The sequence below is a fragment of the Paenibacillus sp. J22P143 genome, from assembly GCF_059692035.1.
The window spans coordinates 17,698-30,732 of sequence record NZ_JCAUAQ010000028.1; the positions used below are offsets into that span (position 1 = coordinate 17,698).

At 48.5% G+C, this 13,035-nt stretch carries 11 protein-coding genes; 7 read left to right on the forward strand and 4 right to left on the reverse strand.

Features of this window, described 5'->3' with window-relative positions:
* Positions 1-30: 30 nt before the first annotated feature.
* From AC58PQ_RS25090 to AC58PQ_RS25100, 3 genes are all read left to right on the forward strand, one after another.
* Positions 31-1,401, forward strand: a complete 1,371-nt coding sequence (locus AC58PQ_RS25090; protein ID WP_497246468.1) for an aldehyde dehydrogenase — start codon at positions 31-33, stop codon at positions 1,399-1,401.
* Between the two features lie 63 nt (positions 1,402-1,464).
* Positions 1,465-2,679, forward strand: a complete 1,215-nt coding sequence (locus AC58PQ_RS25095; RefSeq protein WP_497246470.1) for an MFS transporter — start codon at positions 1,465-1,467, stop codon at positions 2,677-2,679.
* 114 nt (positions 2,680-2,793) lie between these two features.
* Complete coding sequence (locus AC58PQ_RS25100; protein ID WP_497246472.1) at positions 2,794-2,994, forward strand: hypothetical protein; 201 nt, start codon at positions 2,794-2,796, stop codon at positions 2,992-2,994.
* Between the two features lie 489 nt (positions 2,995-3,483).
* Here the strand turns inward: AC58PQ_RS25100 and AC58PQ_RS25105 are convergent, their stop codons facing one another.
* Together AC58PQ_RS25105 and AC58PQ_RS25110 are read right to left on the reverse strand one after the other, a co-directional pair.
* A complete protein-coding gene (locus AC58PQ_RS25105; RefSeq protein WP_497246474.1) occupies positions 3,484-4,794 on the reverse strand; it encodes an aminotransferase class I/II-fold pyridoxal phosphate-dependent enzyme in 1,311 nt (436 codons plus the stop codon).
* Positions 4,795-4,951: 157 nt separating this feature from the next.
* The gene (locus AC58PQ_RS25110; protein WP_497246476.1) at positions 4,952-5,536 is read right to left on the reverse strand and encodes a GNAT family N-acetyltransferase; all 585 of its coding nucleotides are present in this window, start codon (positions 5,534-5,536) and stop codon (positions 4,952-4,954) included.
* Between the two features lie 132 nt (positions 5,537-5,668).
* Here AC58PQ_RS25110 and pdxR point away from each other — a divergent pair, with 132 nt between their 5' ends.
* Both pdxR and AC58PQ_RS25120 read left to right on the forward strand, forming a co-directional pair.
* Positions 5,669-7,267, forward strand: coding sequence for a MocR-like pyridoxine biosynthesis transcription factor PdxR (gene pdxR / locus AC58PQ_RS25115; RefSeq protein WP_497246478.1), 1,599 nt, complete (start codon positions 5,669-5,671; stop codon positions 7,265-7,267).
* Positions 7,268-7,437: 170 nt separating this feature from the next.
* Positions 7,438-8,877, forward strand: coding sequence for an NAD-dependent malic enzyme (locus AC58PQ_RS25120; protein ID WP_497246480.1), 1,440 nt, complete (start codon positions 7,438-7,440; stop codon positions 8,875-8,877).
* A gap of 63 nt (positions 8,878-8,940) precedes the next feature.
* Here the strand turns inward: AC58PQ_RS25120 and AC58PQ_RS25125 are convergent, their stop codons facing one another.
* Both AC58PQ_RS25125 and asd read right to left on the reverse strand, forming a co-directional pair.
* Positions 8,941-10,200 (reverse strand): MFS transporter, encoded by a 1,260-nt coding sequence (locus tag AC58PQ_RS25125; RefSeq protein ID WP_497246482.1) that lies wholly within the window; start codon positions 10,198-10,200, stop codon positions 8,941-8,943.
* A 30-nt stretch (positions 10,201-10,230) separates the two neighbouring features.
* Complete coding sequence (asd, locus tag AC58PQ_RS25130; protein WP_497246484.1) at positions 10,231-11,019, reverse strand: archaetidylserine decarboxylase; 789 nt, start codon at positions 11,017-11,019, stop codon at positions 10,231-10,233.
* A gap of 295 nt (positions 11,020-11,314) precedes the next feature.
* Here asd and AC58PQ_RS25135 point away from each other — a divergent pair, with 295 nt between their 5' ends.
* On the forward strand, positions 11,315-11,611 hold the full coding sequence (locus AC58PQ_RS25135) for a transposase (protein WP_497246486.1): 297 nt from the start codon (positions 11,315-11,317) through the stop codon (positions 11,609-11,611).
* A gap of 51 nt (positions 11,612-11,662) precedes the next feature.
* Positions 11,663-12,988 (forward strand): beta-N-acetylhexosaminidase, encoded by a 1,326-nt coding sequence (nagZ, locus tag AC58PQ_RS25140; RefSeq protein ID WP_497246542.1) that lies wholly within the window; start codon positions 11,663-11,665, stop codon positions 12,986-12,988.
* Positions 12,989-13,035 lie beyond the last annotated feature (47 nt).

Genomic DNA, 13,035 nt, shown 5'->3' on the forward strand with positions numbered 1-13,035 from the left:
GATATAAATATCCGAGAGGATGAGAGACGTATGGCGATAAGCCAATTGATGGATCAGCAAAAAAGATACTACCACACCGGTGCTACGCGAGGACTCGATTTCCGTCTTACACAGCTCAAAAAGCTGAAGCAAGCGATTGTCGAACGGGAATCAGAGATTATCCAGGCGCTTCGCACCGATTTGAATAAGGGTGAGAAGGAAGCGTACGCGTTTGAAATAGGCATCGTCTATCAAGAAATTGCGCATGTCATCAAGCATCTGAAACGTTGGATGAAACCGAAAAAAGTGAAATCGCCGATGACACATTCAGGGAGCCGAAGCTATATAATCCCTGAACCACTGGGTGCGGCACTTATCATTGCGCCGTGGAATTATCCGTTTATGCTTGCATTTGATCCGTTAGTGGGAGCGATTGCGGCTGGCAATACGGTTGTGTTGAAGCCTTCTGAGCTAGCGCCAGCTGTGTCTGCTGTGATGACCGAAATATTACGTGCCACTTTCGAGCCGCAGTATATAGCTGTTGTGGAAGGCGGCGTGGAGGAAAGTCGTACGTTGCTGGAGCAGCCGTTTGACAAAATCTTTTTTACGGGCAGTGTAGCCGTCGGGAAAATTGTGATGGAGGCGGCAGCGAAGCGGCTCACGAGAGTCACGCTAGAGCTCGGCGGAAAGAGCCCCTGCATCGTACATCATGACGCGCATTTGAAGCTGGCGGCGCAGCGGATCGCTTTCGGGAAGTTCTCTAATGCTGGACAGACCTGCGTTGCGCCAGACTATTTGCTAGTGCATCGGAGCGTGAAAGAAAAGCTGATTTTCTATCTTCAAGAAGCTATTGTTTCGTTTTATAGCGACAAGCCGCTGCAAGACCCCGATTACGGCAAAATCATTTCTCGTCGTCATTACGAGCGTTTGCATCGTTTTTTGAATGACGGAAAGGTCGCTATCGGTGGGTTGGCTAATGATCAGACGCTGCAAATCGAACCGACGGTACTTGAACAGATTACATGGGATATGCCCGTCATGCAGGAGGAGATTTTTGGCCCTATTCTTCCTGTCCTGACCTATGACAGTCTCGATGAAGTGGTAGCTATGATCAATGCTCGACCGAAGCCGTTGGCACTTTATGTATTTTCCGAGGATAAAAAGGTGCAGAATGCCTTGCTCGAGCGAATTTCATTCGGCGGCGGTTGTGTCAATGATACGCTGATGCATTTTGGTTCAACGCATTTGCCTGTAGGTGGAGTTGGCGAGAGCGGAATGGGCAGCTATCATGGTGAGATGAGCTTTCAAATATTTTCACATATGAAAAGTATATTAAAGCAGACGACGATGTTCGATATCCCTTTTCGATATCCGTCAAGCAAAATCGGGTTGAAAATCATTCGTATGTTGACTAAGCCTTAAATACGGCTCTTTAGGAAGAGGTAAGTCTCAAGTTATTCAAAGAATAGAAAAGGGGAAGGTGTCATGAAGATGGAGCCTGATGCGCCTCGATCTCGCTGGTCGGTCGTCACTGCTTACGCCTTATTGGCGGCTGTGACTCAGCTGCTATGGGTAACATTTACGCCGATTACGACGGCGGCTGCTCGCGAGTGGCATGTTTCTGTTGATGCCGTAGGCTGGTTATCACTCGTTTTCCCACTTGTCTACGTATTGCTGTCCATTCCATTTGGCATCGCTGCTGACCGTTGGTTTCGCGGATCTTTGCTCATTGGTGGTGCGTTGACGGCGATTGGAGCGCTTATTCGCATCCTGCCTGGCTACGAATATGCTTTAATCGGACAGATTGTGATCTCCGTAGGTCAGCCGCTTGTACTCAATGCCGTGAACAAATTAGCCGTGCTCTATGTGCGTCCAGAGCAACGAGCCAATGCGATTGCGGCAGGTACGGCCAGTTTGTTCGTCGGTATCCTTGTCTCCACCGTTACCGTTCCTTTTCTATTGGCATGGCAGGGGATGCCGGCTGTCTTGTGGTCGCAAGGGGCGATTAGTGTAATTGCCGCCATTGCGATGCTTGTGGCGCTAAGACGAGCGCCAGTCTTTGAAGTCGATGCGGCTGCTGAAACGAGCAGCGCGTTCGGGTTCGGCGCAATTGCGACCCTATGGTCGCAGCGTTGGGTAAGACTGTTCAGCCTGCTATTGTTCGCAGGCTTCGGCATTTTCATTACGCTGGCGACTTGGCTGGAAGTGCTAGCCAGCGCTATTGGCTTCAATGCCCAGCAAGTCGGCATTGGCATCGGTGTTATGACAGCGGCAGGAATTGTCGGCGCTGCGGCCCTGCCACGCTGGGCGCTGCGCGGGCAGCGCGCGCGAGTGGTCGTTCTCTTTTCACTTGTGGCGAGCGTGTTCCTTCTGCTTGGGCTAGCGGTCGGTATGCCACAGTGGATGTTCATCAGCTTGCTGGCCGTGTGCGGTTTTCTACTACTTGCCGATTTGCCCGTGATGCTCTCGCTGGCAGAGGCCAAATCCGATCCGCAATCAGTCGGCGCCGTCACAGGCCTTCTGCTGCTGTTTGGCAACTTAGGGGGCATTGTGCTTTCCTTGGTTGTTCAACTCTTGTTAAACAACCGGATTGTTGCGATAGGCGTGTTAGCTGCTGTCGCGATTCTCATTTTGCCAGCGGTAAGGTGGCTGCAGTCGGCACATTCGATGAGCCAAAGTGAAAAAGTCGAGCATATGTAACTGAGATTCAAACCTGATATTGGAGCCCATTCTGGTTGTGTGATTCTAACTAATCTAAAAGGATTTGTGAACTTAATAGAGAAGTAGTATGTATACTACTTTTCAGGGGGATAGATGACTATCATACATACAGATGTCGATTTTACGAATGCAATGTTGTTTGGAACTTACACCATGGTGTTATTGGATGGAAAAATGATTGGCGGGGGTCTTGTCGAGGAATTTGACGAAGCTGAGGTCAAGGTGGGTAACGGTCGATATTCACGAAGCAGCTCAACCTTTGTGCTAGCTCCGCCACCGCAATGTTCGATATAAATATGTGAGCGCTTTACTTCATCAGTATTTACTTGCTCGATGAGGTTAGGGAAGGATCTAAACATGATTTGTCGTATGTAACTTCTAAGTTAATTGAAAAGAGGTTACCCTCAGATTTTGAACATGGTCAAAGATGCTAAAGTACACCCATTTTATGGGGAAACGGGTAAGCATGTATGAATTCATGCAAAAGTGCATCCTTAAGGACCGAAAAGGTACCAAATTGAGCAGTGCCGCCGGAGATGGTTGCACTTTTGCAAGCATTTCAGATGGGGAAGCAAATTCGAAAAAAAAGGATGCACTTTCGCATTTTACATGCTTCACAGCTGTATTTACTACAAGAACAAGGTCTAGTGATTTCGCACTTCCATGTTACCACGGAATGGCATTGGTTATGAGAAAACCTCTATCTAATGTGGTGAGCAATGTAAAAAGAGGACTCCCGCCACATACATGGCTTTTGGGACGCCCTCTTTTTACGTTGTCCTACTATTTGCTTGCGGCAACTGTCTCTATTTCTTTAACGCTTTGATAAATGATGTTGAATAACTCTTCCAAGTTGCTTTCTTCGATGCAAGAGAATGCTACACGAAGATCAGTCGAACCTAGCGCGATTGTACCTACGCCATGTTGATTCAATAAATGGACGCGCAAGGCTTCAGCATCGACGGTTTTGAGCTTCAAGCACATGAAATAGCCAGAGTTGAAAGGGTAGTAGCCCCATGCATCATCGAACTTTCCGCTGTCCAAAATAGACTTCGTACGATTCGCGCGGCCTTTCATTATTTCGTATTTCTCTTGCTTCTGTACATTGAATTCTGGTGAGTTCAGTGCATGAAGCACGAAGGTTTGAGATGGATGAGGTCCGCTGGAAATTGTCGCACGGATGATCCCCATTGTTTTTTGTTCAAGTGCACTAAGAAGTGCTTCGCTTTGTCCAGCATACGTAATGAAGCCTACACGGAAGCCCCAGACGTACTCCTCTTTGGTTGCTCCGTCAATTTTGACAGCAAGCACACGAGGGTGTAGATCAGCCAATTGACCGAATAAGGATTCATGCAAGGAATTTTCAAAGAAAAGACCGAAGTATGCATCGTCAGTCAGGACAACAACGTTAATTCCTGCTTCTGCAGCTTCTTGGATCGCGGCTGTAATGGCACTTCCGTCTTCAACATCAGGCGTATAGCCCGTTGGATTGTTCGGGAAATTCAGAACGACGATCGCTTTGCCTTTGGACTTTTGAGCGAGAAGCGCTTCTCGCAATCCTGCGGAATTGAATCTTTCTTGGTCGTTATAAAGCGGATAGTTCACGATTTGAGCGCCGCGGCGAATCTCGAATGTGAGCTCGTAATTTTCCCAGTTTTTATCTGGAATAATAACGGCATCACCTACATCTGCAAAAAGATCGGCAGCGATACTCAGACCATGTGTCAACGCATTCGTTACAATAGGGTTGCCGATGAGTTTGCTGCCAATGCCCGGGTTTTCTTCGAGCATTTTTTTCCGCCAAGCCGTACGAAGCTCAGGCTTACCAGCAGGTGGAGCATATTCATATATATCTTTAGGATTGTAGGTGGAGAGTGTATCTTGAATGACCTTCAGATGCATAGGTTGACCATTTTCGATTGCAATACCGATAGTAGCATTGAATTTCTTGGCTTTGGCCTTCGCTTCAGCCGATTGGCTGAGAATGCCTTCTTTCGGGAAGTAAATCGATTTACCTAATGCGGAAAGCATGTCATGTACGTGAGAATTTTCACGTTGCAGGGTCTCGTTTAACTGACTTGCCAAAGGATTCATAAGAGTGGGTCATTCCTTCCAATGAGCGTTTCATTTTTTCCCAGTTATTATATCACTTTCGCACCTGTACGTCACTGCGCTAAATAAATTTTCTATATAACGGGTAGAAATGAGTCAAGTGTCATGGAAGAACGCACAAATGAAGAGTACTTGTTGTTCAATTGATTAAAAAACCTTCCAGTCGTTGTTTCACCTGCGGCCATTCCTTATCGAGGATACTGAACATGACGGTATCTCGAACATAGCCGTCGTAAAGCACACGATGTTGACGCAGAATGCCCTCCTTTTGGGCTCCTAAACGGGCAATAGCGGCTTGCGAGCGTTCATTGCGAAGGTCGGTTTTGATTTGAACACGGAGCAGGTTCAGGGACTCAAAGCAGTATCGGAGCAACATATACTTACATTCTGTATTTACGCGGGTGCGCCAGACGCTAGGATTGTACCAGGTGTGCCCAATCTCCAAATTCCGATGAGGAACCGAGATATCAAAAAGTCGCGTACTGCCGACAATGGTATCGGTAAGTTTATCATAAATGCTGAAAGGGATGCCTTGTCCTGCTTCCTGCTCTTTTAGCGCTTGGTATACAAATGTATGGACCTCAGATGGGCTTAGCAAGGGTGTCATGATGTTAGACCAAATAGTAGGGTCGTTCGCAGCCTCGGTCAGGCTAGGAAGATGTGATTCGTGCAGGGGAAGCAGGGTGACGCGAGTTCCTTCTAAGGTTGGCGGCAGTAGATTCATTTGTTCGTTTTCTCCTTACATGTGGAATTTTTTAATGCGATTTTAGATAGCATACTGTAAGATTGGATTCATAAAAAGAACCAATTCATATCAATTTTTATGTACCATTTTAAAAAGAAAAGAAGGGGTATTATGGCTTTCTATTTGCCGTTTCAAGTGTACCTCACACAACATCCAAGTAAATATGCTGCTTTGTATCATGCGCTTCGCGATGAAATCGTGGGGAATAAGCTGAAGCTCTACACCAGGCTGCCCTCAAGTCGAGAATTAGCCGATATGCTTGGCATTTCCAGAGGGACCGTTAATCAGGTGTACGATATGCTGATCGCTGAGGGATATTTGCAAGCGGATGTCGGCAGGGGCACTTTCGTTGTTTATGCGGATGGTCTGTTCATGTCTAAGTCGAATGCAGGAAAGAATATTGAATTATCGGCTTGGGGTATTCGGGTGAGTGAGGGGTGGAGTAAGGGAGAAAAGCGGGATAGTCAAGGTGGAATTGCTGGAGCTAGGGCGCAGGAAAGAGAGCGTGAAGGCGAAGGTGGAATTACTGGAGCTAAGGAATGGAAAGAGCGGGAACATGTAGGTGATGCTGCTAGAGGTAAAGAGCGAGGGAAAGAGCGGGAACGTGTAAGTGAAGCTGCTGGCGTGGAGATTGCGTTTGTTGTGGCGCGACCGCAGATGGATCAGTTCCCGCGGGAGCAGTGGAACCGCGGGATGTACGAGCAGGTGCGGCGGATGACGGAGTCGCCGCACGAGGACGCTCACATCGCCGAGGGGCACTACGCACTTCGCGAAGCGATTGCGGTGCATCTGAGGCGGATGCGAGGCATCGATGCGCCTCCGGAGCGCCTCGTGATCGTCAATGGGTCGATGCAGGCGATTGCCTTGCTGACCCAGCTGCTTGTAAACCCAGGCGATCCCGTGGTGCTGGAGCGCCCTGGGTATCAAGGCGCCAGCCGCGCTGTGTTGGCGGCTGGGGGAGTGCCCGTCCACGCGGCGGTGGACGGGCAAGGTTTAATCCCGCAGCCGTGGAACGCGCGGCTGCTGTTCGTGACACCCAGCCGCCAATTCCCTACGGGGGCGGTGCTGAGCCTGGAGCGCCGCCAGCAGCTGCTGCGCTGGGCGGCGGAGCAAGGCGCTGTCATCGTCGAAGACGATTATGACAGCGAGTTCAGGCACCGCGGGCGGCCGATTGAGCCGCTCAAGGTGCTGGACCAAGAGGGCCGAGTGGTCTACATCGGCACCTTTTCCAAAACGATGCTGCAGGACCTGCGCATCGGCTATGTCGTGCTGCCGGAGGCGCTGCACGACGCTTTTGTAGCCGCGAAGCGGCTATACGAGCCGCACCCAACGGGGCTGCTCGAACAGCGCTCGCTCGCCGCCTTCATGGCGAGCGGCGGCTACGAGCGACACCTGCGCCGCATGCGGCGGGTGTACGCGAGCAAGTTCTTGCTCCTGCAAGCGCTGCTGCAGGAGCAGCTGTCCACCCTCTTCGAGTGGGTGGACAGCGACAGCGGGCTGCATCTGTTCGGTTGGTGGCGCGGAGACCTGCGCACCTACACCGATTATGCAGCCGCATGCAGAGCTGCCGGCGTTACTTGGACAGACGCGGGCAACTACGCGCTCTCAGACGACAGAGCAGGCGCCTGCTTCGGATTTGCTCATTTGACGGAGGCAGAGATCAGGCAAGGCGTCAGCCTGCTCCGTTCGATCTATGAAGGTCTTTCCTAAGGTTTTTCACGATCTTTGAAAGTCGTTCCTAACTCTTTTCATTTACCATAAAAAGTATCTATCGGCTCGCAAAAGAAGTCTTTTGGCTGATAACTTTGAATGCTAAAGCTTGTATGTTATTATCTAACATGTGGTCAATTAAACTATTAATCGTAGGAGTGATCCGTAGTATGGCTGGATTAAATGGCGGAGGAACCAGTGTGATCGTGCGACTGGAAATACATAAAGAACTCGTAACCTTTGGAAAAATTGCTACCGCGATTGGTGACGCAGGCGGCGATATTGTGGCGATTGACGTCACACGGGCCAGCAAAACAACGACAACACGCGATATTACGGTCAAAGTTAGTGATCCCGAGCATACAGAAACGATTACGAAGGCGCTTAAAGGTATTCCTGGTGTCCGCATCATTAACGTATCTGATCAAACCTTCCTGCTTCATTTGGGTGGTAAAATTGAAGTCACGCCTAAAGTACCTATTAAAAATCGGGATGATTTGTCCCGCGTATATACGCCTGGTGTAGCTAGGGTTTGTATGGCCATTCATGAAGACCCGAGCAAGGCACATTCATTGACGATAAAAAGGAATACCGTTGCCGTCGTTTCAGATGGTACGGCCGTTCTCGGACTTGGTAATATTGGACCAGAAGCGGCAATGCCCGTTATGGAAGGGAAAGCGATGCTATTTAAACAAATGGCAGGTGTAGATGCGTTCCCTATTTGTTTAGACACGCAGGATACGGAAGAGATTATTCGTACCGTAAAGGCGATTGCGCCCGGATTTGGCGGTATTAATTTGGAGGATATTTCTTCGCCGCGTTGTTTTGAAATCGAAGAACGCTTAATTAATGAGCTGGATATTCCTGTTTTCCATGATGATCAGCATGGAACGGCGGTTGTCATTCTAGCTGGACTGCTGAATGCAGTTAAGTTGGTTGGTAAGCAGCTGGAATCGTGTAAGGTTGTTATCACAGGCATCGGGGCAGCAGGCATTGCGTGTACCAAAATGCTGATCTCAGCGGGCGTTACCAATGTCATTGGTGTGGATCGTCAAGGAGCTATCGTACGAGGAGATGAATTCACGAATCCAGCTTGGGATTGGTATGCTTCGAATACGAATCCTGGTCTAGAACGGGGGACATTATCGGATGTCATCTCTGGTGCGGATATTTTCATCGGACTTTCAGGACCAGGTGTGCTTAAGCAAGATGATGTGAAGCGTATGGCGACAGACCCGATTGTGTTCGCGATGGCGAATCCAACGCCAGAAATCACCCCAGAGGAAGCGGAGCCATATGTACGCGTTATGGCGACAGGTCGCTCGGATTATCCGAATCAAATTAATAACGTACTTTGTTTCCCAGGTATTTTCCGCGGCGTGTTGGACTGCCGGGCTTCCAAGATCACGCAAGAGATGAAGCTTGCAGCAGCCAAGGCGATTGCAGCGGTTGTGAATGAGGATGAGCTTAACGAATACTACATCATTCCAAGCGTATTCAACCATGCGGTTGTGGAAAAAGTTAGAGAAGCCGTCATGGAAGCAGCCTATGAATCAGGCGTCGCTCGTCGGCGCAGACAAAGTGAGGCAAAAGAAGCCCATCACGATTAATTGAAAAAAGCAGTTCGGTACTACGCTGTGATCCAGCGTGCCGAACTGCTTTTTTTGTTGTTGCTACGCCTGTTCTTCCGTCCATTCCTTCAACTTGCGATCCGAAGGAAGCAAGAAAGTTAGTACTCCGAGCAGCGGCAAGAATGCACATAGCTCCATGACGCGGGCCGTTCCGATGGTATCACAAAGGTTACCTAACACAACGCTTCCGATGCCTCCAAGACCAAAACCTAAGCCTGTGACGAGACCGGAAACGGTCCCTACTTTGCCAGGAAAAAGCATTTGTGCATAAACCACCATCACGGAGAAGCTGGATAAAAGAATAACACCGATAATAACGAGCAACACATAGGCCCAAGTGACAGACACATGAGGCAGTAGTAAGGCGAATGGTGCAGCTCCTAGCATGGAAAAGAAGATGACATTCCGCTTACCGAAGCGGTCTGCAATCGGCCCGCCAAAGAAAGTGCCAACAGCTCCAGCGGCTAGGAATAAGAAAATGAAATTCTGCGCGCGGTCAATCGTGATATGATACGTATCTTGAAGAAAGAAGGCGAAATAGCCGCTCATCGCAGCGCCATACCAAGAACGAACAAACACAAGGAAAATCAAAACACTGATAGCGAACATGACTTGCTTACGCCGCTGCGGGCTGACGACACGCTTCACGACGGATTTGGCTTTCACTGGCGCGTCTTGAAGGACAACCTTGTACCAACGTGCTATGTACAATTGTACAGCGATCGCGACAGCCGCGACGCCTGTGAACCAGATCGATCCGAATAATCCTAACGGAATGAAGATCCATTTGGTCATAATCGGAGCCAACGATTGCCCAGCATTGCCGCCAACCTGGAAGATCGATTGGGCGAGACCTTTGCGGCTTCCAGCGGCCATATGCGAAACGCGCGATCCTTCTGGATGAAAGGCAGCCGAGCCTAGACCGACAAAACAGACAGACAAGAGAACAACCCAATAGGAATGAGCGAAAGCTAGCAGCAGCATACCGATCAACGTCGATGTCATCCCTATCGGAAGCATATACGGCGATGGCTTGCGGTCCGTGTAGAGACCAACAACAGGCTGCATAATCGATGCTGTAAAGTTAATGGCAAATTGCACCCAGCCTACTTGCGCGTAGCTAAGCCCCATTTCATCTTTCAAAATGGGGAAAATGGCAGGAATGACGGATTGAATGGAATCGTTGAGCAAATGCACAAGCCCGATCGCGATTAAAATCCGATAAACTGTAGGTTTGATATCTCCCGTTCCTTGCAAGCTCTTCGAGCTATGATTCGGAGATGGTGTTGAAATGGATGCCATGGTATTCTCCTCTCAGGTTCTGATTCCCGACTAGGTGTCCAAGAAACGTCCGAGGTCTTCACCCATTTTAACTTTAGAGCCTAGCTTTAGATCAGGACGTGGTTCGAACATCCCATCTTCAAAAAGCAGAACGACTGTGGAGCCGAACTCGAAATAAGCAAGCTCTTGACCGCGCTCGAGCGTGTTCGGAAGAGGTGTCACATATTGAATGGAGCTCACATTCAGTGCGCCGACTTTGACGACGGCTACTTCTCCGGTTGCATGTTGAATGAAGGTAATCAGCCGCTCGTTACGGCTTAGCACGCGTTTCATGTGACGAAGGCCGAACTCATTCACGGGATACACTTTCCCGAGTACATGCTCTTTCTCCAGGATATCACCTGAAATTGGCGAATGAATACGGTGATAGTCTGTTGGGCTCAGATACAGGACGAAATAAAAGCCATTATTGTAGTTCACCGTGCGCGGTGAGCGGTTAAGCAGTTCGTCAATTGTATAGTCTTGACCTTTGACATTGACGATCTGGCCCTCTTTGATGTCGCCAATACCTGTAATCATAGCATCAACAGGACTTACAACACGTGTCGTGTCTTCGTGGATCGGCCGCAAGCCTGGTTTCAATCTGCGAGTGAAGAAATCATTCAGGGACTTATAATCCTTGATATGCTTCTCAGCATCTTCAATTCGAATGCCATAGGTTTGGGCAAAACGGGGGATAAATAGCCGGCTTATTTTGGAACGGGCAATGGCACCTGTCACTTGAGAGACCCATTTGCGTGAAGATAACTCGGTCAGTAATCGGAAAAAAGGTTTAGACATAGATCATAAACTCCTGTTCATTCGTTGGTTAGGAGGGACTCTGGCATAAGCACATAGTTTCCTATTAGCGGTTCTTCGCTAATCTTGCCACAGAAAGGTAAAAGAATCAATTGCCTATTGCTCATTTCCTTGAAATAGTAGAACGTATAAGTTTCACATATACTTGGGCTATATTTTTGGATAAACGCTCCCGTCCTTAAAGGACGGCGTAGCCGTTTATTTTAGGAACCGCAATGGCTTTATCTGTATTTTCGACAGCAAAATCGTCAATGCTGTTGAAGAGGTGATAACGAAGATGTCGATAATAATCGTTGTATTTGTTATTTTGATTCCGATAGTCATGCTGTGTAGTGCTTGGTTACTTGATTCTTTCAAACCTATATTCGCAGGAGCAGCCGTTCTATGTGCGTATGTATTTGGTGCAATCAGTTCCCTGAGTGTGTACCAAATCCTTCGGGATGATACGGTATTCATGACCAATATTCATGTTGTTTTTACGAATAAGCTGTTTCTGTTCACTGGGGCTTATCTGGGTGCTTATGGCATTTATGTCTTGATGCATTGTTTGCTGAAAGGACTTCGAAGTGATTGAATCGGCCATTCAACGATTTCTATGTAGGGAGCGTCTACTCTATAGTTGATTGTGAAAGTAAAGGCAGGTGACGAATTGAAACGAGTGTTCTCCCATACAATACGTAGAATTGGAAGCGTTGGCGGCCTTATGCTGCTTATGACGGGGTGTATGTCACACAATGAAGCTCAGCCAAGTGGAGCACCTGTACCAAGCTTGCCGTCCGCAAATGTTTCACAGTCAGCAGTACTAACTTCTACACCCATCCCGACGACCGCTCCTCCTCCAGCTCCATCACCAGTGGCATCAAGTGGTCTTCCTACAATGACATTGGATGAGAAACTCGGTCAGATGATTATCGCGGGTATCGATGATTATAGTATGAACGAAGAAGCACGGGAATTGATTGCAACCTATCATGTGGGTGGCATTATTCTGTACAAGCCGAATGTGAAGGATACGAAACAATTGGTTGGCTTAGTCAATGAGTTGAAAAAGACGAATACGGAGAACAAGCTTCCGCTTTGGCTGGGTGTCGATGAAGAAGGCGGCAGGGTAACGCGTCTGCCTGATGAAATTTCGAAAACGCCGACAAATCAGACGATTGGCAAATCAGGGAAAACCCAATTGGCCCGCAATATCGGTCAACTGCTGGGGAAAGAGTTAAATGCCTATGGACTTAATATGGATTTTGCTCCTGATCTGGACATTAATAGCAATCCCAAAAACCCGGTTATAGGCGATCGCTCTTTTGGTGCGACTGCAACTCTCGTTAGCAGCTTCGGTATACCTATGATGAATGGCTTGCAAGAGATGAAGGTCGTTCCGGTTGTGAAGCATTTTCCGGGACATGGCGATACCGCTGTAGATTCACATATTGGCCTGCCTGTTGTTCAAAATGACCTCGCTCGCTTGCGAAAGCTCGAGCTGATTCCCTTTGCTGATGCGATCAAACATCAGGCAGATGCCATTATGGTCGCGCATATTCTGCTGCCTAAAATAGATACGAAGTATCCCGCTTCGATGTCGAAGACCATCATCTCGGATCTTCTACGCAAAGAGCTTGGCTTTAAGGGGCTCATAATGACAGATGATATGACGATGGGTGCCATTGCGGAAAATTATGAAATAGGTGAAGCCTCTGTGAAATCCGTTCTTGCGGGTTCCAATGTCGTGATGGTGGGTCACGATCCGCAGAAAGCGATCGCTGTCATACGTGCATTGCGTGACGCTGTTCAAGCGGGTCGGATTCCGATGGACACGATTGACCAAAGTGTAGCGCAAGTCTATAAGCTGAAGCAAAAGTATAAGATTGAGGATCATCCTGTGACAGCTCCGGATCCGAAGCTGCTGAACGCTGAAGTGCAGCGCGTGCTCGCTCCGCTCGGCGTCAAATAGGTAAAAAACACCGTATCACCGAGAAAAATCTCGGAGGTACGGTGTTT

What these genes read in the sequence shown, in the direction of transcription:
- AC58PQ_RS25090 (WP_497246468.1), top strand. Translation starts at nt 31, where the DNA reads ATGGCGATAAGCCAATTGATGGATCAGCAAAAAAGATACTACCACACC.
- AC58PQ_RS25125 (WP_497246482.1), bottom strand. Translation starts at nt 10,200, where the DNA reads ATGGCATCCATTTCAACACCATCTCCGAATCATAGCTCGAAGAGCTTG.
- AC58PQ_RS25100 (WP_497246472.1), top strand. Translation starts at nt 2,794, where the DNA reads ATGACTATCATACATACAGATGTCGATTTTACGAATGCAATGTTGTTT.
- AC58PQ_RS25110 (WP_497246476.1), bottom strand. Translation starts at nt 5,536, where the DNA reads ATGAATCTACTGCCGCCAACCTTAGAAGGAACTCGCGTCACCCTGCTT.
- pdxR (WP_497246478.1), top strand. Translation starts at nt 5,669, where the DNA reads ATGGCTTTCTATTTGCCGTTTCAAGTGTACCTCACACAACATCCAAGT.
- AC58PQ_RS25105 (WP_497246474.1), bottom strand. Translation starts at nt 4,794, where the DNA reads ATGAATCCTTTGGCAAGTCAGTTAAACGAGACCCTGCAACGTGAAAAT.
- AC58PQ_RS25120 (WP_497246480.1), top strand. Translation starts at nt 7,438, where the DNA reads ATGGCTGGATTAAATGGCGGAGGAACCAGTGTGATCGTGCGACTGGAA.
- AC58PQ_RS25095 (WP_497246470.1), top strand. Translation starts at nt 1,465, where the DNA reads ATGAAGATGGAGCCTGATGCGCCTCGATCTCGCTGGTCGGTCGTCACT.
- asd (WP_497246484.1), bottom strand. Translation starts at nt 11,019, where the DNA reads ATGTCTAAACCTTTTTTCCGATTACTGACCGAGTTATCTTCACGCAAA.
- AC58PQ_RS25135 (WP_497246486.1), top strand. Translation starts at nt 11,315, where the DNA reads ATGTCGATAATAATCGTTGTATTTGTTATTTTGATTCCGATAGTCATG.